General features: G+C 56.5%; 23 protein-coding genes. 16 read left to right on the top strand and 7 right to left on the bottom strand.

The window, feature by feature from the left end:
- Window positions 1-27 precede the first annotated feature (27 nt).
- The 3 genes from FDY98_RS04440 (at window position 28) to FDY98_RS04430 (ending at window position 1998) form a co-directional block, all read left to right on the top strand.
- A complete protein-coding gene (locus tag FDY98_RS04440; protein WP_027957234.1) occupies window positions 28-555 on the top strand; it encodes a TetR/AcrR family transcriptional regulator in 528 nt (175 codons plus the stop codon).
- Window positions 552-1724 (top strand): MFS transporter, encoded by a 1173-nt coding sequence (locus tag FDY98_RS04435; RefSeq protein WP_155705693.1) that lies wholly within the window; start codon window positions 552-554, stop codon window positions 1722-1724. The genes FDY98_RS04440 and FDY98_RS04435 overlap by 4 nt, the downstream gene beginning before the upstream one ends.
- 106 nt (window positions 1725-1830) lie before the next feature.
- Complete coding sequence (locus FDY98_RS04430) at window positions 1831-1998, top strand: hypothetical protein (RefSeq protein WP_155705692.1); 168 nt, start codon at window positions 1831-1833, stop codon at window positions 1996-1998.
- Here FDY98_RS04430 and FDY98_RS04425 read toward each other — a convergent pair.
- Window positions 1979-2749: an NAD(P)-dependent oxidoreductase gene (locus FDY98_RS04425; RefSeq protein WP_196518115.1), complete on the bottom strand. Its 771-nt coding sequence runs from the start codon at window positions 2747-2749 to the stop codon at window positions 1979-1981. The genes FDY98_RS04430 and FDY98_RS04425 overlap by 20 nt on opposite strands.
- Before the next feature lie 322 nt (window positions 2750-3071).
- Between FDY98_RS04425 and FDY98_RS04420 the strand changes: the two genes are divergently transcribed.
- Entirely contained in the window at window positions 3072-3665 is a 594-nt protein-coding gene (locus tag FDY98_RS04420; protein WP_027957237.1) for a TetR/AcrR family transcriptional regulator, read from the top strand.
- 6 nt (window positions 3666-3671) lie between these two features.
- On the opposite strand, the gene FDY98_RS04415 is transcribed toward FDY98_RS04420, so the two are convergent.
- Window positions 3672-4565, bottom strand: coding sequence for a LysR family transcriptional regulator (locus FDY98_RS04415; RefSeq protein ID WP_035538949.1), 894 nt, complete (start codon window positions 4563-4565; stop codon window positions 3672-3674).
- Between the two features lie 109 nt (window positions 4566-4674).
- Between FDY98_RS04415 and FDY98_RS04410 the strand changes: the two genes are divergently transcribed.
- Window positions 4675-5511: an SDR family oxidoreductase gene (locus tag FDY98_RS04410; RefSeq protein ID WP_027957239.1), complete on the top strand. Its 837-nt coding sequence runs from the start codon at window positions 4675-4677 to the stop codon at window positions 5509-5511.
- A 76-nt stretch (window positions 5512-5587) separates the two neighbouring features.
- Here FDY98_RS04410 and aroQ read toward each other — a convergent pair whose 3' ends face one another.
- Window positions 5588-6211 (bottom strand): gamma subclass chorismate mutase AroQ, encoded by a 624-nt coding sequence (aroQ, locus tag FDY98_RS04405; RefSeq protein ID WP_231500594.1) that lies wholly within the window; start codon window positions 6209-6211, stop codon window positions 5588-5590.
- 113 nt (window positions 6212-6324) lie between these two features.
- Window positions 6325-7248 carry an AraC family transcriptional regulator gene (locus FDY98_RS04400; RefSeq protein ID WP_027957241.1) on the bottom strand — a complete coding sequence of 308 codons (924 nt, stop codon included), beginning with the start codon at window positions 7246-7248 and terminating at the stop codon, window positions 6325-6327.
- A 167-nt stretch (window positions 7249-7415) separates the two neighbouring features.
- Here FDY98_RS04400 and FDY98_RS04395 point away from each other — a divergent pair, with 167 nt between their 5' ends.
- Window positions 7416-8159: an SDR family oxidoreductase gene (locus FDY98_RS04395; RefSeq protein WP_027957242.1), complete on the top strand. Its 744-nt coding sequence runs from the start codon at window positions 7416-7418 to the stop codon at window positions 8157-8159.
- A 200-nt stretch (window positions 8160-8359) separates the two neighbouring features.
- Here the strand turns inward: FDY98_RS04395 and FDY98_RS04390 are convergent, their stop codons facing one another.
- Window positions 8360-9016 carry an O-methyltransferase gene (locus FDY98_RS04390; protein ID WP_027957243.1) on the bottom strand — a complete coding sequence of 219 codons (657 nt, stop codon included), beginning with the start codon at window positions 9014-9016 and terminating at the stop codon, window positions 8360-8362.
- Window positions 9017-9141: 125 nt separating this feature from the next.
- On the opposite strand from FDY98_RS04390, the gene FDY98_RS04385 reads away from it, so the two are divergent.
- The 10 genes from FDY98_RS04385 (at window position 9142) to FDY98_RS25915 (ending at window position 18700) form a co-directional block, all read left to right on the top strand.
- Complete coding sequence (locus FDY98_RS04385) at window positions 9142-9795, top strand: TetR family transcriptional regulator (protein WP_027957244.1); 654 nt, start codon at window positions 9142-9144, stop codon at window positions 9793-9795.
- 382 nt (window positions 9796-10177) lie between these two features.
- Window positions 10178-11032: an NAD-dependent epimerase/dehydratase family protein gene (locus tag FDY98_RS04380; RefSeq protein WP_196518113.1), complete on the top strand. Its 855-nt coding sequence runs from the start codon at window positions 10178-10180 to the stop codon at window positions 11030-11032.
- 98 nt (window positions 11033-11130) lie between these two features.
- The gene (locus FDY98_RS04375) at window positions 11131-12213 is read left to right on the top strand and encodes a DUF3500 domain-containing protein (protein ID WP_101148386.1); all 1083 of its coding nucleotides are present in this window, start codon (window positions 11131-11133) and stop codon (window positions 12211-12213) included.
- A gap of 30 nt (window positions 12214-12243) precedes the next feature.
- The gene (locus tag FDY98_RS04370; RefSeq protein ID WP_027957246.1) at window positions 12244-12984 is read left to right on the top strand and encodes an SDR family oxidoreductase; all 741 of its coding nucleotides are present in this window, start codon (window positions 12244-12246) and stop codon (window positions 12982-12984) included.
- Window positions 12985-12990: 6 nt separating this feature from the next.
- Window positions 12991-13116 (top strand): SDR family NAD(P)-dependent oxidoreductase, encoded by a 126-nt coding sequence (locus FDY98_RS25920; RefSeq protein WP_268747782.1) that lies wholly within the window; start codon window positions 12991-12993, stop codon window positions 13114-13116.
- A gap of 22 nt (window positions 13117-13138) precedes the next feature.
- On the top strand, window positions 13139-13741 hold the full coding sequence (locus tag FDY98_RS04365; RefSeq protein ID WP_196518208.1) for an SDR family oxidoreductase: 603 nt from the start codon (window positions 13139-13141) through the stop codon (window positions 13739-13741).
- A gap of 1353 nt (window positions 13742-15094) precedes the next feature.
- Window positions 15095-15565 carry a 2Fe-2S iron-sulfur cluster-binding protein gene (locus tag FDY98_RS04355; protein WP_196518111.1) on the top strand — a complete coding sequence of 157 codons (471 nt, stop codon included), beginning with the start codon at window positions 15095-15097 and terminating at the stop codon, window positions 15563-15565.
- A gap of 2 nt (window positions 15566-15567) precedes the next feature.
- On the top strand, window positions 15568-16584 hold the full coding sequence (locus tag FDY98_RS04350) for an FAD binding domain-containing protein (RefSeq protein ID WP_027957248.1): 1017 nt from the start codon (window positions 15568-15570) through the stop codon (window positions 16582-16584).
- A complete protein-coding gene (locus tag FDY98_RS04345) occupies window positions 16584-18149 on the top strand; it encodes a molybdopterin cofactor-binding domain-containing protein (protein WP_196518110.1) in 1566 nt (521 codons plus the stop codon). The genes FDY98_RS04350 and FDY98_RS04345 overlap by 1 nt, the downstream gene beginning before the upstream one ends.
- 17 nt (window positions 18150-18166) lie before the next feature.
- Entirely contained in the window at window positions 18167-18700 is a 534-nt protein-coding gene (locus tag FDY98_RS25915) for a molybdopterin cofactor-binding domain-containing protein (RefSeq protein WP_196518108.1), read from the top strand.
- Between the two features lie 49 nt (window positions 18701-18749).
- Here FDY98_RS25915 and FDY98_RS04340 read toward each other — a convergent pair whose 3' ends face one another.
- Together FDY98_RS04340 and FDY98_RS04335 are read right to left on the bottom strand one after the other, a co-directional pair.
- Complete coding sequence (locus FDY98_RS04340) at window positions 18750-19658, bottom strand: AraC family transcriptional regulator (RefSeq protein ID WP_027957250.1); 909 nt, start codon at window positions 19656-19658, stop codon at window positions 18750-18752.
- 73 nt (window positions 19659-19731) lie between these two features.
- A complete protein-coding gene (locus tag FDY98_RS04335; RefSeq protein ID WP_022519649.1) occupies window positions 19732-20139 on the bottom strand; it encodes a DoxX family protein in 408 nt (135 codons plus the stop codon).
- Window positions 20140-20260: the final 121 nt, after the last annotated feature.

Genomic DNA, 20260 nt, shown 5'->3' with positions numbered 1-20260 from the left:
GTAAAATGATCGTTTTACACTACTCACATGGATACTAAAACAAAGCTTATTTCAGCAGCAGAGCAGCTATTCGACCGGCACGGCTTTACCGCCACCGGGATGGACAAGCTAACCAAGGCGGCTGGCATGTCGAGCCGAACGCTCTACAAGCATGCGGGTAGTAAAACGGCGCTAATAACGGATGTGCTCAAAGAGCGCCATCGACGATTCCTGCCGCTCATCGAAGTAGACAGCGTTGATGCGCTCTTCGACGCGCTGGAAGAATGGATAAGGAGCGAGAGCGCAAGAGGATGCCTTTTTCTGCGCGCTTACGGCGAAACCGGCGGCGACACGCCGGCAATCACTGAGGCCGTGCTGGCTCACAAGGCAAGGCTTTATGAGAAGATCCAGGACATTGTCGCGATAGAAACCGATGGCCAGGAGATGCCAGAACTCGCCGAGCAGATCCTTATTCTGTACGAAGGCGCCACCGCGGCCGCGATTTACCGTGGCTCGGAGGCGATAGCCTCGGCACACAAAGCCGCATTAGCACTGCTCAAGCGGGCACGATCATGAGCCCCAGCGTGTACCTCGGTGCGGCGGGGTTTGGCCTGATTGCGGTGTGCTATGGTTTTGCACGCTTCGCCTTCGGGCTCTTTCTGCCCCAGATCGACACTGACCTTACTCTTACGCACACCTTGAGTGGCTTTATCTCAGGTGGGTCTTTTCTGGGCTACTGTGTCGCCATCATTTTATCGGCGTACCTGACCGAACGGATCGGCGCCCGCGCCGTTGCCATCGGGGCGGCGCTGGTCGCGACCGTCGGCATGGCAAGCATCGCCATGGCCCCCTCCCCCATATTGCTCGCCAGTGCGGTCATGCTGGCAGGCTCCAGTACGGGGCTAGCATCGCCGCCCATGGCAGCAGCGGTGGCCGTCGCCGTCCGCCCTGGACGGCAAAGTGCCACCAACACGATCATTAATGCCGGAACGAGTGCCGGTGTGGTGCTTTCCGGGCCGGTCGCGTTACTGATGGGAGGTCAATGGCGGTTAGCGTTCGCGTGTTTTGCAGTGGCGGCTTTTGTGATGGCAGTAGTCGCCGCGCTCAGCGTACCCAGCGGCACCAAAGCGACCCAGACCTCGGGAGGCTTACCACCCTTTAACAGCGTTGTTATGCACTTGATCGCGGCTGCTTTTCTGATGGGCGCGTCCAGCACTGCTATTTGGTCTTTCGGCGGCAAACTCGTCGCGCTGCAACTTGGCTGGGGCAATACTGGCGCAGGGCTGCTTTGGATCGCTATCGGCGCTGCCGGTATTGTGGGCGCAGGCGCAGGCACGTTAGTGGCACGCTTCGGGATCGACCGGGTACATTGGCTTTTTCTGGGGGCATTGGCAGCAGGCATTCTTTTGGTTGGTACCAGCGCCACCACTCCCCTACTGGCAATCGTCGGCGGCATGCTATTCGGTGCTGCTTACATCATGGTGACAGGTGTCTATCTGGTATGGGGCGTCACGGCATTGCCCGACCGGCCTGCCACAGGTCTGATGATTGGCTTCCTGACCATCGCGATCGGCCAGACGGCTGGCGCCCCACTCTTTGGTTTTTTGATGGATCGGCTGACCCCCGACTACGCTGTGCTGGTCTTCGCATGCCTTGCCTTTACCGCGGGCTGGCAAGGGCCGGCAGCGCCATACCCAAGCCCGCCCCAAAAGCCACCTAGTCAGCACAAGAGGTCAGTCACCTAATAGCGGGTTACTGGCCATACATTGACAATAACGAGGCAGTGTTAACGCTCCTGACACAACACGTTGAAGCAGCCAAAACGATACAGGAGCGGCACCAGGCATTGCCGTGGCAGGCGGTATCAGCTACACCGCCATGAAGATGATGGGCAACCGTCATATCGAAGACTGCTACCAGATTGCCCTGGCAACGCTGGAAAATGACCAAGAACTCGTTGTCGTTGCCGACTACTCGACAACCCCTCTGAGCCACGATGCTAGCCCTCCAGCGTCATGACGCTTCCACCGGCTTGCTTCAAGCGGTCAAAATAGGTGGAAGTTTCTAGCAGTTGGTAGGGAAAGTAGAGGCCAGGTGGCGTCGCCGGGTTACCATCCAATCCGGTAAGCCTCTCAAGAACCAGGGCCACACCGAGCCCTGTCAGAGGCATCTGCCCTTGCGGATGAACGATGGCATGGCGAGTACACAGCGCTTGACCGTTATGATCCTCACCCTCAAGTTCGATAATAATCTCGGTCGATATCGGCTCGCCGCAACGGCGACTGGAGCTCTCTCCAATCGCGAGGTTGAATTGCACATTGGGTGTATCGAGTACAGTCGCCAAGCCGACAACATCATTCGGCGATAGCGCAGACGCTTCCATTTCTGTGCCATCCACAGCACGGAAACGGGCCATGGCATCAGCATCTCTGCGCCAGTAAAAGACGCCGTCACGACGGGCAAGCGCGACGGGCATCGCTTTCGTTTGCCGCTCCAGATCAACTTCTGCGGCCGGACCAAAATCATCTCGCTCATCAAGCAGTGCGCCAATAACGACGTTATGGACACGGCGGAACCTCTTGGCAAATTCGAGCGTAGGCACGGTGGTAGCACCCACCAGCCACTCGGTACCGAGAACCACAGGAGCAGTGCTTGGGTTGTGCATATAGGCGGCGACTTCGGGGCCTAACTCAAAGATACCCGGTGAAATGCTAATATGCGGCACACAGCGTGACTGGGCGAAACGAAGTGCGGCGACCCGGTCATCCATAAAAAGCGTAGCAACAGCACTGATGCTGCGATCCCCAGCCCAAGATCAGAAGTGGACAAATCAACTTTCAAGCCCTGCGCATTGCCCAATTCGGCCGCCCATTCCTGGGCCTTAGCAAGGTTGCGTCCGCCAATCAGTAACGGTACATCAGGGTAAGCAGAGCGCAGGAATTGCGACGTCCACCGACCGACAATGCCATAACCGCCTATAAGCAAAATAGAATCCTGTAGCATGGATACACTCCCTAACCTAAACCTACCAATAGTAGGTTATACCTACCAACGGTAGTCTTCAACTAAAAATCGATACAGAGAACCGCGTCATGCAAGGCAAATCAGGTGAAACAAAAACACGTAGGCTTTCCAAAGCAGAGCGTCGGCACCAGTTGCTCGACACGGCAATCACGATTGTTCGTGAAGAAGGCGCTGATAGCTTGACGCTGGGACATTTGGCCAAGCGAGCCGACATCTCCAAGCCCGTCGCTTACGAGCATTTCGGTACGCGGTCGACGCTTTTGATCGAACTCTACAGATCAATCGACGCAGAGCAGGCAAACGCGCTCCGCGCAGCGTTGACTACCGGTGAGCGAAGCTTTGCAGAAACGGCTGACGTTCTGGCAAGCACCTACATCCATTGCTATGCCGACACCAGCGGTGAATGGCACGCAGTGGGTGCCGCATTGGCAGGTAGTGAGGAAAAGGAAGCCGTATACCAGGAACTGCTCGACGGGTATGTTCAACTATTCGCTGCCATACTTAAGCCACACAGTGCTTTACCGCTAGAAACGTTAAAACAACGCTGCATTGGGCTGATCGGCGCGGGCGAGGCCCTTTCTTCCGCCATGGTACGCGGCAACTGCAGCGAAGCTGAAGCGGCCCAGACGTTCGCTGCGCTTATTCAGGGCGGGTTGCGCTAATACAGCCTAACCCCGCAACTCTCGCAGCAGGTCGATAAAAGCCCGCAGGCTGGGCGGTACATGCCGGTTATTGGGGTAGTAAAGAAACAGCCCAGGAATGTTTGGGCACCATTCTTCTAGCACGGTGACCAGCCTTCCATCCCTCAGATAGACTTGGGCATATGACTCTGGCACGTAGGCAATACCCAACCCATCCGCTGCGGCCTCCACCATTAGTTGGCTACTGTCCAAGGTCAGCGCACCTGGCACATCAACTGCCATGTCCTGGCCGTGCTGCTGAAATTCCCAGCGGTAGAGTTTGCCACTCGGCAGCCTTTGCCTGATGCACTGGTGTGAGAAAAGATCGTCCGGCGTCTTTGGTGCCGTTCGGCCGCGCAGGTAGTCAGGGGAGGCTACGGCAAGAAAGCGCATATCGTGCCCCACTGGGATGGCGATCATATCCTGAGGAACTGCCTCTCTAAGCCTTACGCCTGCATCAAATCCCTGCCCGACAATATCGACAAGTCGCCCCTCTGCCACGAGATCAAGCTCAACGCCATCATGAAGGGCGAGAAAACGCGGTACTACGGTTTGCAGTAACAGCCGCACGGCCCCTTCACTGCCATTGATACGCAGCCGCCCCGTGATCTTTCCTTCGGCGCTGGAAGCATCCTCCAGAATCGACTCCAAGTCGCGCAATAGCGGGCTCAGCCGCGATAACAGCCGCTCGCCGCTCTCGGTCAGCGAGACGCTACGTGTGGTTCGGTGCAGCAGCCTTGTACCCATCCGTTGCTCAAGCGTGCGCACAGTATGGCTGAGTGAAGAGCGGCTCACTCCCATCAGGTCAGCTGCTCGGCGAAAGCTGCGATGTTCCGCCACGGCCTGAAACGCCTTGAGGTCGGTTAAGGTTGGCTTACTCATTGGTGAAATACTTTCACCTCCTCATGCCAATTGATGAGTATTCTCTTACCAGTGTTACTGCCCTAGCCTTTGTCTTGCAACACTTGATGAATGACTTAGGAGATATCTCATGGCTAAAACCTGGCTTATCACAGGGACATCCACCGGCCTTGGCCGACTACTCACTGAACGGCTGCTTGAACGCGGCGACCGCGTTATAGCAACGCTACGCCGCAAGGGTTCGCTAGACGACTTGCTCGCCTTGCATGGTGAACGCTTGCAGATACTGACCTTCGACGTGACGGATACACAGACGATGAGAGATGCCGTTTCGCAAGCGTTCGCAAAACTCGGTCGAATCGATGTGGTGGTCAGCAATGCGGGGTATGGGCTCTTTGGCGCTGCCGAAGAAGCCAGCGACGAACAGATTGAGCGGCAAATAGCGACCAATCTCACAGGCTCTATCCAGTTCCTGCGTGCCGTACTGCCCCATTTACGCGAGCAAGGGGGTGGTCGGATTGTTCAAGTATCGTCAGAGGGCGGCCAGATCGCCTATCCAAGCTTCAGCCTCTACCATGCCACAAAGTGGGGGGTTGAGGGGTTCGTCGAATCAGTAGCGAAGGAAGTCGCACCTTTTGGTATTGATTTCATTATCGCTGAGCCGGGCCCCACTGCTACGCACTTTGCTGAGGGGCTGGATCGCACACCCTCGACGCCGACCTATGAAGACACCCCAGCGGGAGAGCTGCGTAGGGCCCTGGCGTCAGGTGACTTGGCCATTAAAGGCGATGCAGGCAATACCGTTGATGCCATCATTAAAATAACGGACATGCCGAACCCACCACTCCGTATTACGTTAGGCAGCACGGCCTATGACTCCATTAGCCATGCGCTAAAAGAGCGGCTTGAGTCGCTCGAAGCATACAAGGAGGTGGCGCTATCTGCGGACACAGATGAAGCAAGTTGATAGGCGCAGATACCGTAGGATCCAGCCAAGCCGAATCCAAAGTAGATACTCGCCCCTTTCTTGCCTAACGCTGAGCTTATTGCACGTCCACATTTGCAGTGTCGGTGGCTTCGTAAAGTGGGCGTAATGCCTCTTCCCGGGCTACACCTCCTACACCGTCATTCACCAAGGTTTCGGCATTATTTTCAAGATATTGTCTAACTCCTTCGCTTTCAGCAACACGCTGAAAGTCGCGAAGTGAAGCCATCAGTTGTGGTGTCAATTGGTCAAGTTGGGGGCGAATATCTTCGGCAAGGTCCGGCGGGGATTCAAAGGGAGGCTGCTCTGTTTGCCTCCATTGTTCATGGAGCCGATGCTGGATAACCTTGCTTGCCTCAAACTGATGTTTGAAAAACGTCTGGGCAAAGGCTTCATCGATACCCGCCCGCGTGGCTTCAGCCACGACCCTCTCTAGAATTTGCGCTTCTCGTGCGGGAGCATCAATAGGATCACCAGAGTTCCATTTAGCCTTTGCAACATCGGGTGCAATAGCAAGCCGCTCATGAACCAACCGGAGCAGTTGATCCACCGTCTGTCTGGCGTCATTGGAAGGCTCGGCGGCACGGGCCTGATACCCAACACCGAGCACCAGTGCCACCAGGAGAATGGCACACAACATGACACGCTGGGAAGCAAGAGAGATCGTTCTTGAAGTGACCATCATGACCGTCCATAGCTAGTTAGAGTGAATTCAATTTTTCTGTTTGCGACGCGCCAAAATTTAGCAAAAGGCATACTGACCAACACGCTTACGTATTCAATGGGGCGCAAAGATCACGCTGTGGTAACCGTTAACGGCGATACTCTATGTTCAATAGATCTTCGAGCTCGCAGAGCGTCCTGCTTCGGTGGCTTCTGGAACAGCCGCCCATATTCGCGAGTGAACTGAGAAACGCTTTCGTACCCCACCTCGAAGGCAGCATTGCTCGCGGAACACCCTTCGTCAAGCATCAAGCGGCGCGCCTCAATCAGACGAAGTCGCTTTTGGTACTGCCCCGGTGTGAGCGATGTCATGTGCTTAAAATGCTTGTGAAACGAGGTGCCACTCATTCCCGCTTCTGCCGCGAGTCGCTCAACGGGCACACGCGACTGATACTCAGCTCTGAGGATCGCGATGGCGTCGGCGAGGCGGCTCGCGTAGCTATCCGGATCTGCAATATTCCGCAAGGCGGTGCCATGAGGGCCTGATAGCAGCCAATAATGCAGCTCCTGCATGATACCTGGGCGTAGGAGCGGCGCTGATTCGGGGCGATCCAGCAGTTTCATCAGCCGTAATACGCAGTCAATCAACTCAGCCTCGGTGTCTTCGGCAAATAGTGTCTGCGTCTCGGATGAGCGCTGGGCGCAGGCACTCCCCATGTGAGCGGCCAACTCGCGCAAGATAACCATGTCCAGTTCGACGGCGACCGCTAGATAAGGCTCGCCCACTCTTGCCTGCACGATCCGACCAACCACCGGCATATCAGCGCTCACGATGGCCGACTGACCGGCGGATAATACTCTCTGCTGGTTACCCACAAGAATACGCTTTGCGCCCTGAAGAACCAGGCAAACCAACGGTTTATAGACCGAATGCAGGTCACCAGCCGGTGCCTCGACGCACATCATGTGTAGGCCCGGCACGGGTGTGAACGCCAAGCCATCGCTGTTGACGTGGCGCTTGGCGTAAGTCTCGACAGCCTGTTTAAGTGAGTTCATCTGCTTTTTCTCCAGCATTTCGACTCAAATTTAGCATGACCGAAAAGGCGTTTCTCCATGCCTGCAGGATCAGGCAAGTTTTGCGCAGGTGCTGGCAAGCCCCGCTGCCACCGAATTGTTAAAAAGTTAGTGGCATTCGCCACTAAAAATAGACGGAGAGTTAAACCATGAACATGTCAGGTAATACCATACTAATAACCGGCGGTGGCTCCGGGATTGGCCGTGAACTTGCCTTACGCTTCAATGCGCTTGGCAACACCGTGATCGTCGCCGGGCGGCGCATGGAAACGCTGAAAGAAACCATTGCGGGTCATCGCGACATGCACGCGATGATCCTTGACGTCGAGGACCCAACGGCCATCCAGGCTTTCGCTGAGCGGGTCATCGCCGAGCATCCCAACCTCAACGTGCTGATTAACAATGCAGGTATCATGCGAAGCGAAGATTTATCCAGCACCAGTAGCCTGATTGACGCCGAACAGACGGTCGTCACCAATCTACTCGGGCCAATCCGGCTGACTAATGCACTGATCGACCATCTAGTAAACCAGCCAGACGCGGCGATTGTGAACGTCTCCTCCGGCCTTGCATTCGTTCCGAAAAGCGGCACACCCACCTATAGCGCCACCAAGGCAGCCATCCACTCCTATACGATATCCATGCGCGAACAGCTCAAAGGCAAGGTCGAACTCATTGAGCTGGCACCTCCTGCGGTTCAGACGGAACTGACACCAGGCCAATCGACCCGCAGTGGTTTTATGCCGCTCAATGACTACATTGAAGAGGTCATGACGCTGTTTCAAGAGCAACCTACACCCAAGGAAATCTTGGTGGAGAAAGTAATGTTTCAGCGCTGGGCAGAGCGTGACGGGCACTTCGATCAAGCGGTCGAGATTCTCAGCAAGATGTGAGTATCCTCGACGACTACCACGCATAAGTTACAATTGGTGGCACATTATGGTCGCCAGACTCTTTAGCCATGGATATCAACAAGCTTATTTCGGCACCACACGTCCAAACGTAGTGGTACTTATTTCTGCGTCGACAATAATATGCATGCCAACGCGTAAGACATTGTCGTAACGTTTGGCTAGAAGACTTGGTTGCTTTTTTATCCCAACCGCATGGATAGCTCAACATCCTCGCCAACAGGTATTGATAGGTAGCCTGAAGCTGGCGACTTTATATGCAAAAGATAGTCGGGGCTCATGTCAGCGTCATCGGCGAGAATAAGCGAGCCAGGGCGAAGCCGGTCTTCGAGCAGTGCCAGAATCTCCTGATAGAGCCCCTTGGCACCGTCGAGCAACAACAAATCTATGGTGTTAGGGAGATCGCTCTTCAGCGTCTGAAGAGCGTCACCTTCTCGAATCTCGACGAGATCGCTCAAACCACTTTCTTCGATGTGATCGCGAGCACGAGCAACTTTGGAAGGTTCGAATTCAGTGGTGATCAGCCGACCACCACCATTATCTTTCAGTGCGGCAGCAAGATGTATGGTCGAGAGCCCAAAGGAAGTGCCGAACTCAACAATCGATTTGGCGTTACTGCTACGCGCCAGCAGATAGAGCAACTTGCCGGTCTCCCGCGAAACAGGCAGCCAGAGATCTTTGAGTTGTCCATAGAACTGGAGATAGCCAGTCTTGCTTTGTAACAAACGCATTCGATCTTCTTCGGAGATTTCATCCAGCACAGGACTAATCGCCTGATCGGCCTGAGCAAACAGTCGATCCAACAGAGGGCCCACCGGGGCCGACATTAAAGTGTTCATGTATCGTTCCTTGCTTGAAAGCTGTTTTCACAAAAGCGTGTTTATCGACTTAAGTGCGTCGGCTGAAGCACCAGATTAGGATGTAACGAATTCATCGCATTTTCTATTCGCATTGTGAGACGCTCATGCCAGAAATTCTTAACCACCAGATTTCATTGAGAAAAAACCCCACACAAGCCCGATCTACGGAGTCGATGGAAGCTATACTGGAAGCGGCTATTCAGGTTTTGACATCAGAAGGGGTCGCAAGATTTACAACGGCTCGGGTGGCGGAGCGAGCAGGCGTCAGTATTGGCTCGCTGTATCAGTATTTTCCCAACAAGGCATCAATTCTGTTCCAGCTTCAACGTCGGGAGTGGGGACTAACGATAACGCTGTTGCGTGGATTGCTTGAGGATGAATCAAGACCGCCACCGGCCCGGCTGAGGCGGCTGGTTCATGCCTTCATTCAATCGGAGTGCGAGGAGGCCGAGATTCGTCTGGCGCTGGTTGCTGCTGTGCCACTCTACAGCAAGTCGAAAGAAGCAAGTGAAGGGAAAGCAGCGGGCAAGCGCATGTTCGAAACATTCATGGCGGAAGCACTACCCAAGGTAACAGAAGAACAGCGTGCTCTGGCAACGGATTTGTTTACCACCACACTGAGCGCTGGCGGCGCAGAATTCTCGCAAGAGCCACGAACGGCCGAAGAAATCAATGCCTACTCGGAGGCCATGGCCGATATGCTTTGTGCGTACCTTTCCATTCTTTCAGAGAGTGAATTTACACAGGCTGATGAATGACATAGACACCAATACTAGAACGTTACGATGCGAATAAACATCGCTGAACCGCCAACCGGTTGCGCCCCTGCATGTTCTACTTGATGTTGAAAACATCGCGCGCTGCGGCTGCCAACGAGGCAACCCCCTATCTTTTATCTTTTCAACGGCCCCATGATGTAAGGCAGATAAGAGGCTTTAGGGCGAAAGCAAGTCTGAGAACGGATCCACAATATCTCCTGGACGATTGCAAAAGTAAACAGGACTTTATCGCATAGATGGGACAGGCATAGACCCCTAAAGTTCTTGTAGTCGGCGCGGGGCTGGTCACGCCTGCAATGGCGACCGTGAGCCTAGCGTCAATCATGCAACGACAATGAGGGATCAGCACATGCGCGTATTCGTGACTGGGGCCACGGGCTGGGTTGGCTCAGCCGTGGTGGATGACTTGATAGCTGCGGGACACCAGGTGAAGGGCCTTGTCCGCGACGGTGATAAGGCCACGATTCTTGCTACGAAAAGCGCCGGGGTGGTACGAGGCACTTTGGATGATCTCGATATAATTTATGAGGCCGCACGCACCGTCGATGCGGTGATACATACCGCGTTCAACCATGACTTCTCGAAATTCCAGGAAAGCGCCGCACAGGATCAGCGCGTGATCGAAGCATTAGGGAGTTCACTGGAGGGATCCGACCGTCCTCTGGTCGTGACGTCCGGCCTTTCCGGAATACCTTGTGGCGGAGTAGAAACGGACTCTCCCCATCCGGCAGTGCCGAGAAAGTCGGAAGTAGCGGCTCAATCCTTGGCCGAACGTGGTGTGCGCGTTGCAACGGTACGACTAGCGCCTTCAGTGCACGGCTCTGGTGATCATGGCTTCATCCCGCTCGTTATCCGCAAGGCGCGCGAGACCGGCGTATCGGCCTTTATCGGCGAGGGTTTGAATCTTTGGTCAGGCGTACACCGACTCGACGCCGCGCGCCTGTACCGACTGGTGCTTGAGAGCGGCGTCACTGAGTCCGTCTATCACGCAGTGGCCGACGAAAGCGTTCCCTTCAAACGGATCGCCGAAGTCATCGGCACCCATTTGGGGCTACCCATAGTGTCGCGGACAGAAGAGCACTTTGGCTGGTTTGCCACCATGGTCGGCGCGAACATGACAGTTTCGAGTGAGCGGACGCGTGAATTGCTCGATTGGAGGCCTACTGGCCCGGATCTCTTGAGCGACCTCAAACAGCCTAGTTACTACACAGGCTGAAAAGCGCGCAAGTAGCCCGACCGGTTTCGCTTGGTTTATGAGCGCCAAGTCAGGTTGCGCTTCTCGCCGACCAGACTACCGAATTCGGAGGATTTTTTATGAAGTATGCTGCTCGCCCATCGCACATTCTCCACTTCGGTGGAGCTGTGCTTCTCAGCTCGACGCTGACGGGATATGCGTCGACTGAAGCGTCATCGGAGTGGAATAAAAATAATGAAGCGATCACAGCCAACGGAAACCTTGTCCTGGAGCGCGCTCTGGCGTTCGCCGGAGCACTTTCGGAAACTCAACGCGAAAACCTCTTTCAGGCGTACTCGTTCTCCAATGCATCACGCTGGCACACATATCCGCAGGCTGATATGTATTCTGGGCACCGCATTGGGCTGCCCTTGGAAACGCTCTCATCAGAGCAATGGCGTCGACTGGAAGCATTGCTTGCGGCTGCGAGCGGCAGTAGCCCGAATGAAGGTAGCGACGAAATCCGACAACACCTGAACGCCGAGGATTATCTGCGGCAGATCGGTAAGGGTGATGCTTACGGAAGAGGTGAGTTCTACGTCGCATTTCTCGGCAGACCTTCACCTGGAAACCTCTGGCAGTTGCAGTTCGGAGGGCACCATTTTGCGCTGTCTAACACCTATCGAGATGGAATTCTGATCGGAGCCACGCCTTCTTTCCGGGGCATGGAACCGGCCGGGCCTTTCGATTACAACGGTGTAACGAACGCACCCCAGCTTCAAGAGATGGGCGCATTCCGCGAACTCCTGGCTTCGTTCGACGAGCTCCAACTGTCGGCCGCAAAGCTTTCAAGCCAATTTCGAGACGTGGTAATGGGCCCAGGCAGGGACTGGAGCTTTCCGACACAGGCGGCAGGGATACCTGCTGCATCATTGGACGACCGCCAACGCACCCTTCTACTAGCGGTGATCGCCACCTACGTGGGTGATGTCGACGACGCGAACGCCGCCGCCTACATGGCGAAATACGAAAGAGAGCTGGCGACGACACGCGTTGGATACTCGGGTACAACATCGCTATCGCGGGCAGGAGACTATGTTCGGATCGACGGGCCATCCGTGTGGATCGAGCTGTCTTTGAACCATGGCTACAACTTTTCTGATCCGCACCCTCACTCGGTCTGGCGCGACAAGGTCACGGATTACGGTGGGCTTCGGCCTTAATATCTATTGTGGTTAAAGAGAACATGACACATGAAATCAAACAATATTAGAACTGCAATCGTAACCGGAGCATCGCGGGGCATAGGCGCGGCACTTGCTAGACGACTTGCTGCTGACGGATTTCAGGTAATCGTCAACTACGCATCAAGCCATGCCAATGCGGATAATGTTGTAGCTGCAATCACATCAGCAGGCGGGCGGGCGAAGGCAATCCAGGCCGACATTGCCGACCCCACGGAGGTTCGTGCGCTATTCGATCAGGCGGAAGCCGAATATGGGCCGGTTGATGTATTAGTGAATAATGCAGGAATCATCGCGCTATCGCCGCTAGCACAAGTCACGGACGAGGACTTCCAGCGTCTTATCGCCGTCAACCTCACCGGCACGTTTAATGGCATGCGCGAGGGAGCGCGACGCATTCGCGACGGTGGACACATTATCAACGTGTCGTCAGGACTGGTCGGCACCTACCTCCCCAACCATTCCATCTATGTAGCTACCAAAGCGGCAGTTGAAGGAATGACACATGTACTCGCGAAGGAACTCGGCGGCCGATGTGTCACCGTTAATGCGGTCGCGCCCGGCCCGGTTGCAACCGACCTGTTTTACGCTGGCAGGTCCGCAGACATTATTCAGCGTTTAGTAAATGAAACTCCCCTCGGGCGTCTGGGTGAGCCGGATGACATAGCCCATGTCGTTTCATTTTTGGCCAGCGTGGAAAGCGACTGGATTAATGGTCAGGTCATCAAGGTCAACGGTGGCCGAAACTGAGATCGAATGTTCATGAAACTAATTGGCAATACAACCCTGATCACCGGCGCCACCAGTGGCATCGGCCGCGCGCTTGCTGAAGCCTTCCATGACCGCGGTAACCGCGTCATAGTTACGGGGCGGCGACAATGAAGTCACAGCCTCCCGACCAGGGCTGGTTGGGATATCGCTCGATATCAACGATCCTGATTCGTTAGCCAGCCTCGCCGATAACGTACGGGCACAGTTCCCTGAGCTCAATGTACTGATCGCTAATGCAGGGATTTCACGACCGGAGAACATGACGTCTGAGGATTGGGACGTTTCTATAGCGCAGTCGATCATAAATACCAACATCATGGGCGTACTGCACGCGACGGCAGCATTCCTGCCGATCCTAAAAAGCCAATCCGAAGCGACCATTCTGGTGACCAGTTCTGCCTTGGCCTTTGTACCACTGGCTAATTTCCCGACCTACTGCGCCGGCAAAGCGTTTCTCCACTCCTGGCTTACCTCTCTGCGGCATCAGTTGCGCACAGTCCCAGTGGAGGTACTCGAGCTTTCACCACCGTACGTGCAGACAGACCTCACTAGGGCGGAGCAGGCTTTCGACCCGCGTGCTATGTCACTCGAAGCATATATCAAAGAAGTAATACAGTTGCTAGAGCGCGGTGATCACCCTCGTGGTGAAATTCTTCTTGAGCGCGACCAGGCTCGCCGCTGGGCCGAGCGTGACGATCGCTACGAAGAAATATTTGCGGCTATGAATCCAGGCTAACGGTGCTTCGATTAGGCGAAGTCATTTCAGTTATTGCCACCAGCGTCCACGCAGCCGTGGGCTTAACGTGTTTGTAAAACGAGTAGAAGATCACTTCTGCTTCCGCCGCGAGTCGCACTATAAACACTAGCGTGGGACATGAGCTTCGCCCGCCTGTTTAAGCGAGCTCATCTGCATCACTCCTGCCTTCGGCCTGAACTCAGCATGACGAAAAAGGCTTTTCACGCACACTGCAGGAAAAGGCAAGGTTTGCGCAGGTGCTGGCAAGTATTGTTTCCATCAACTTATTAAAAAAGATAACGCAAACTGCTGCCTCTAAGGCAATCGAGAAGAGCCAACGACCCTGCCATGTTACGACCCGAAATGAGGCCAAGGAGAAGCAGTCATGACAGCATTCACGATCAACGGACGCGCCCGCCGAGCCTGGCACACCGCTTCTCTGGGTAATCCGGGAGCAATTGAAACTCACCGGTACCAAGTTCGGTTGCGGTGGTGCGCAATCCGCGCCCTACCGATGCGCACATACACCGTGTCGCCGAAAGCTAACCGGCGCCATGTTCCCTCAAGGCTTATGGAAAGGACAGGTCAACAATGAAAACACATCATTTATCCTTTAGCCGTCACGCCTTTCTAGGCGGCACTTTAGTGGCGGGCGCCGCGCTCATCATTCCCCTTCGTCTACCCACGGCCTGGGCACGAGAGGACCTTTCGCACGCTTATATCCGCATTGACACAAGCGGCCTGGTAACCTTCCTGCCACCCACTTTTCTGAAGGACTGGATCGCACACCCACGACGCCGATCTACGAAGACACCCAGCAGGAGAGCTGCGTAGGGCACTGACTCCAGGCGCCCTGGCCATTAAAGGCGATGCAGGCAACACTTCTTGCCTAACGCTAAGCTTATTGCACGTCCACATTTGCAGGCCTCGGTTTCAAGCCGCAACCTTATATCTCTCCTGATCGTCTGTTAATCCCAGAGCGTCGCGTTTTAACGACGGCAACCGTGCATATTCACGAATGAACAGTGATCCCTCCCATTGCCCACCCCAAAAACAGTAAATAGCGCAGGAACAGGCAAGTTTTACAGACTGGATGGCAAGCTCTTTCGCGGCTGAATTGTTAAAAACTCATTGTTAACGCTTCTATTGCAATAAAGGAGAGATGACAGTGGCGGATTCAGTTAAGGGCCCGAATGCCAACAGCGATACCCTACCCAGGTGAGTCGCCGCACGGTACTCGGTGTTGGCGCTGGCGTAACGGCTGCCAGCCTGGCACCTCTTCGAGCGACCGGCCTGGTCCCTCTTCAGGCTGAAGCTCAGAAGCGACTTCCCGTTCCAAGCCCCGAAAACGGTATGACAACCCACATCGCATTTCAGGTAAATAGCGAGCCGATCGCCATGGAGATAGATGCGCGAGCGTCACTACTGGACCTTCTGCGTGATCGCTTGGCGTTGACCGGAACCAAAAAGGGCTGCGACCACGGCCAATGTGGCACCTGCACCGTTCATCTGGACGGGCGTCCCGTTGCCTCCTGCCTCACCATGGCGGCCAAAATCGATGGACGGCAGGTCACCACGATCGAAGGGCTTGTGAGAGGTGAGGAACTGCACCCTATTCAACAGGCTTTCATCGACCACGATGCGCTTCAATGCGGGTACTGCACTCCCGGGCAGATCATGTCGGCTGTCGCCTGTGTCACCCAGGGGGAGGCAACCGACCCCGACGCGATCCGCGAATTCATGAGCGGGAACATCTGCCGTTGCGGCGCTTATGTCGGCATTCTCGCAGCCGTCGCGCAAGCCGCCGAAACGATGGAGGGCTGACCGTGCGGGAATTGAATTACACCATCGCTGAGTCGGCGGATGCAGCAGTCGCGCAGTTCGTCCAGGCTGACGGTGCCGCCCGCTATATTGCGGGCGGCACCAATATCTACGACCTCATGAAGCTGGGTATCGAGCACCCGGCGCACCTGATCGATGTGAGCCGCATCGAAGGGCTGGACGCGATTGAAACGGATGGCGATGTCCTGCGATTCGGTGGCGGCGCTCTGATGTCGGATGTGGCGCGTACGCCGGTGGTGCGCGATGAGTATCCGGTCCTGGCCGAAAGCCTGCTCAAGGCCGCCTCGCAGCAATTGCGCAACATGGCCACGGTGGGCGGCAATCTGCTGCAGCGCACCCGCTGCATGTATTTCCGCAATGGCGCGGGGTCATCTTCCATGGTGGGTGTCTATCCTTGCAACAAGCGAGAACCCGGATCCGGCTGTGCCGCTATCGAGGGGCTCGACCGTACCCAAGCCGTACTCGGCACCAGCCGGGCATGTACCGCAGTGGCGCCCGGGGACTGGCCGGTGGCGCTGACCGCACTGGACGCCGTGATAGAGGTTTTCGGGCCAGATGGTACGCGCAACATCCCGATCGCAGGCTTCTATCGGCTGCCTGGGGAGACGCCTCACAGGGAATTCAATCTCGAGCCGGGCGAGTTGGTAACAGCCATCACCGTGCATAAAACCCCGGCGGGGCGCGCATCCACCTACCACAAGATTCGTGACCGCGAGAGCTATGCCTTTGCACTGGTTTCCGCCGCTGTCGCGGTCGAGATGGAGGGAAACACCGCCCGCAGCGCTCGCATTGCCTTGGGCGGTGTCGCCACCACGCCATGGCGGGCCAGCGCCGCGGAGCGAATTGTGAGCGGTGCGTCCCTGACCCCCGAACGGGCACTCGAGGCCGGGCGTGCCGCCTTCGCCGAGGCCAGCCCCGGCCGACACAATGCCTTCAAGATGGACCTCGGTGCCAGAGTCGTCGCCGATGCGCTCATCACTGCTGCGGAAAGGAGTGCGTAATGCCTGCAAAAGTATTTTCCGACATCGCCCGGACCGATGCCAGAGGCAAGGTGCTTGGTCAGACGCCGTTCGGGGCCGATATGATTTTCCCCGACATCCTCCACGCCATGCTCGTCCCAGCCACGATTGCCAAAGGGACGGTAAGCCATATCGATATCACGCCGGCGGCTGAAATCAGCGGGGTGGTACAGATCCTATCCCTGGGGGATTTTCCAACGCTTTCTCCCCAAATCAATTATCTGGGCCAACCCATCGCGATGGTGATTGCCGAGACGCTCGAGGCTGCCATCGAGGGAGCAGAGGCCGTCACCGCAACCTATGAGGCCGCGTCTTTCGTTCCGCTGATGGATAGCCCTAACGCCTCGGTCGTTTCCTCCGAGGGTTTTGAAACGGGCGATGTCGATACCGAATTCCGGCACGCCGTCGAGATCGTCGAGGGCACCTTCGAAACGCCGGTCCAGCACCACAATGCCATGGAATTGTTCGGCACTGTCGCGCGGTGGTCCGGGGGACGGCTGACGATTTACGAGGGTTGCCAGAATTCCGCGAGCGCCAGAAATGCCCTCGCGGAAGCCTTGGGAATCTCCAGTGAGGCCATCACCATCAGATCCGACTATGTCGGCGGTGGCTTTGGGCAGAAGTCCCCGCCTAAACTGCAGACGGCTCTGGTCGCCGAAGCCGCAAGGTTAACCAGGCGTCCGGTCAAGCTCGTTACGCCACGCGGGCAGCTTTTTCATATCGCCACCTTCCGGCCACGCAGCATCCACCACATCCGACTTGCCGCCAACAGCGAAGGGCGCCTCACCGCGCTTAACTACGATGTGGTGCAGGAGAACTGGCCCGACGGCGGCTTCCGGTCGAGCGGCTATCATGAGGATATCGCCCGACTCTACGCCATCGAAAACCTTCGCGCGACGGCTGGGGATGTCCATATCGACCGTAACATGCCACGTCATACCCGGGGAACACACCCATTTTCGGCCGGGTTCGCCTTGGAAAGCGCGATCGATGAAATGGCCTACAGACTGGGCGTGGATCCGGTACAGCTGCGTCTCGACCATGAGGCCACGACTGACATTATCGCCGGGCAGCCGCTCGCGCCGCATTTTCTGAACGACTGTCTCAGGGAGGGCGCGCGCCGCTTCGACTGGAGCCGGCGCACCCCAAAACCCGGCTCGATGCGGCTGGAAGATGGCACTCTGGTGGGATTCGGTGTCGCCTGCGGTATCTTCGGAGCATCAGGATCCGCTGCAGAGACAACACTCAGGGTCCGGGCGGATGGCACGACTCGGATCACCAGTTCGGGCCATGAAATGGGGCAAGGGATTCGCACCGCCGTCGCGAATACGATCCTCCAAGGGCTTGACGTCAACCCGGATAGGATCGAGATCCTGATGGGAGATACATCGGTGGGGCCGCAGATGGCCACGGTCGGAGAGCGCGGCACAGCCAGCATTACCCCGGCGACGATAAAGGCTGTAGAGGCCCTGCGGGTCCGCTTCGAGAAGTTACTGGCGGGATCGCCCCCCCGGCGGGTAATCTGCACGAGCAGCTGTCGCGTCTGAAACGCCCATACATCGAGGTGACCGCATCGCAGCTCGCCCCTGGGCAGGACGCCTCCGCCCTCGAAGCCTTCAGAACCGGCAACCGAGCGGGGGCGGGTTCGGAATATCCCGGCTTCACCTCTATGAGCTATATCGCGCAGTTCGTCGAGATCCATATCGACCCGCGAACGCGGCATCTGCGTATGCCACGCGCCGTAAGCATCGCCGACGTCGGACGGGTCGTCAGCCCCAGGACCGCGAAAGGTCAGATGCATGGCGGCGTGGTCTGGGGCTTCAGTACTGCCCTCCGGGAGCAGAGCGAGATCGATCCGCGTTATGCCGGATATCTCAATGACGACCTTGCTGATTACGTCATGGCGGTGAATGCCGACATCGGCGAGATCGATGTCGGTCTGATCGACAAGCCCGATACGCTGGTCAACTCGGTCGGCGTCAAGGGAATGGGCGAACTCGTCATGCTCGGAACGGCACCCGCGATCGCCAACGCGATTTACCACGCAACCGGCAAGCGCATACGGAAACTGCCCATCCGCATCGAAGACGTGCTTTGAAAGAGTGACGGAGGTGGTGGCACCAGTCGCGTTGGGAGAAGACCGTAGATCACACCGTTGGGACTTGACGTTCCGTAGCGCTTCGGCCGCGCAGCACGTCGCGCTTCGGCGGCACTTGGAACAGGTGGCCGTAGTCGCGGGTGAACTGCGAGGCACTCTCGTAGCCCACTTCGAAGGCGGCTTTGCTGGCTGAGGAACCTTCCTCTAGCATCAGGCGGCGCGCTTCGACCAGGCGCAGCCGCTTCTGGTATTGTCCGGGCGTCAGCGAGGTCATGTATTTGAAGTGCTTGTGAAATGACGAGAGGCTCATGCTAGCTTCCGCCGCCAGCCGCTCCACGGATAAGCGCGAGCGGTACTCGGCCCTGAGGATCGATATGGCGTCGGCGAGACGGCTCGCGTGGCTGTCCGGGTCTGCCAGCGTCCGCAAAGCATTACTGTGAGGCCCAGACAGGAGCCAATAGTGCAGCTCCCGCATGATTCCTGGGCTCAAGAGCGGCGCCGCTTCGGGGCGATCCAACAGGTGCATCAGCCGTGATGCGCAATCGAGCAGTGCGGCTTCGGTGTCGACGGCGAATAGCGTAGGCATCTCTGAAGAGCGCTGCGGGCGGGGGGTATCGATATGGGCCGTGAGTTCGCGCAAGAGCGCTACCTCCAGTTCGACTGCGATCGCCAGATAGGGCTCGCTCTGGCTTGCTTGCACGACCCGTCCGATGACCGGCATGTCAGCACTAACGAGGACGGACTGCCCGCTAGAAAAAACCCGTTCCTCATTCCCCACTATCAAGCGCTTCGCACCCTGCAGAACCAGGCATATCAGCGGCCTGTAAACCGAATGCAGGTCGCCAGATGGCGCCTTGAGGCACATCATTCGTAACCCCGGCACCGGGGTTAGCGCCATACCACGGTTGTCGGCGTAGCGGCTGGTATAAGCCCGGACAGCCTGTTTGAGCGAGTTCATAGGATTCCTCCCGCATTTCAGCTGGAACTTATCATGAAGGGATGGCATGAGGGGATGGTTTCAAACAGCGGTCTCACCCCACCCGACTTTGCGCTCGCGAAGCATCAAAGCTCCAAACGCCTGGGCCTGCGGCACTAATATAGAGAAAGATGAAGCAATAAAGCATGGCCGCTTCACCGTGGTTGAGAACAGGAAAGAAGCTGTTCGAGCTGTGCGCGATAAAGTAGGCAAATGCCATTAAACCAGAAAGTAAGAAGGCCGTTGGTCGCGAGAACAGACCCATTAATAGCAACAACCCGCCCACTACCTCCAGGATGCCTGCGGTATAAAGCATGGGGTTAAGGGGATACTCGAAAGGAGCAGGCCAGCTGAAAAGCTTCATCGTCCCATGTGTCAGGAAAGACCCAGCGGCAAAGATTCGCAGAACGCTGAGAAAGTACGGAGCCAATTTGCTCAAGCGGTGCATTGGTAGTGTCGGCATGTTGTCCTCGCTCTATGCTAGAGATTACGGTGCCGAGCTAACTAAGCTCTGCAGCGACAACGAGGATGGTAGGTGATGGTTGTGTCCATGATATGCCGTAGTTTTGGTTATTTTGTAGCAA

This window comes from Halomonas sp. PA16-9 (genome assembly GCF_009728585.1).
Taxonomy (GTDB): domain Bacteria; phylum Pseudomonadota; class Gammaproteobacteria; order Pseudomonadales; family Halomonadaceae; genus Vreelandella; species Vreelandella titanicae.
The sequence above is the reverse complement of the archived record's forward strand: the minus strand, read 5'-3'. Positions and strand labels throughout refer to the sequence as shown.

Bases quoted from the DNA above. Each gene is read 5' to 3' on its own strand.
- FDY98_RS04400 (WP_027957241.1), bottom strand. From the start codon at position 7,248: ATGAACTCACTTAAACAGGCTGTCGAGACTTACGCCAAGCGCCACGTC.
- FDY98_RS04355 (WP_196518111.1), top strand. From the start codon at position 15,095: ATGACAACCCACATCGCATTTCAGGTAAATAGCGAGCCGATCGCCATG.
- aroQ (WP_231500594.1), bottom strand. From the start codon at position 6,211: ATGGTCACTTCAAGAACGATCTCTCTTGCTTCCCAGCGTGTCATGTTG.
- FDY98_RS04440 (WP_027957234.1), top strand. From the start codon at position 28: ATGGATACTAAAACAAAGCTTATTTCAGCAGCAGAGCAGCTATTCGAC.
- FDY98_RS04335 (WP_022519649.1), bottom strand. From the start codon at position 20,139: ATGCCGACACTACCAATGCACCGCTTGAGCAAATTGGCTCCGTACTTT.
- FDY98_RS04420 (WP_027957237.1), top strand. From the start codon at position 3,072: ATGCAAGGCAAATCAGGTGAAACAAAAACACGTAGGCTTTCCAAAGCA.
- FDY98_RS04395 (WP_027957242.1), top strand. From the start codon at position 7,416: ATGAACATGTCAGGTAATACCATACTAATAACCGGCGGTGGCTCCGGG.
- FDY98_RS04370 (WP_027957246.1), top strand. From the start codon at position 12,244: ATGAAATCAAACAATATTAGAACTGCAATCGTAACCGGAGCATCGCGG.
- FDY98_RS04415 (WP_035538949.1), bottom strand. From the start codon at position 4,565: ATGAGTAAGCCAACCTTAACCGACCTCAAGGCGTTTCAGGCCGTGGCG.
- FDY98_RS04345 (WP_196518110.1), top strand. From the start codon at position 16,584: ATGCCTGCAAAAGTATTTTCCGACATCGCCCGGACCGATGCCAGAGGC.
- FDY98_RS04375 (WP_101148386.1), top strand. From the start codon at position 11,131: ATGAAGTATGCTGCTCGCCCATCGCACATTCTCCACTTCGGTGGAGCT.
- FDY98_RS04340 (WP_027957250.1), bottom strand. From the start codon at position 19,658: ATGAACTCGCTCAAACAGGCTGTCCGGGCTTATACCAGCCGCTACGCC.
- FDY98_RS04390 (WP_027957243.1), bottom strand. From the start codon at position 9,016: ATGAACACTTTAATGTCGGCCCCGGTGGGCCCTCTGTTGGATCGACTG.
- FDY98_RS04435 (WP_155705693.1), top strand. From the start codon at position 552: ATGAGCCCCAGCGTGTACCTCGGTGCGGCGGGGTTTGGCCTGATTGCG.
- FDY98_RS04410 (WP_027957239.1), top strand. From the start codon at position 4,675: ATGGCTAAAACCTGGCTTATCACAGGGACATCCACCGGCCTTGGCCGA.
- FDY98_RS04425 (WP_196518115.1), bottom strand. From the start codon at position 2,749: ATGGATGACCGGGTCGCCGCACTTCGTTTCGCCCAGTCACGCTGTGTG.
- FDY98_RS04385 (WP_027957244.1), top strand. From the start codon at position 9,142: ATGCCAGAAATTCTTAACCACCAGATTTCATTGAGAAAAAACCCCACA.
- FDY98_RS25920 (WP_268747782.1), top strand. From the start codon at position 12,991: ATGTTCATGAAACTAATTGGCAATACAACCCTGATCACCGGCGCCACC.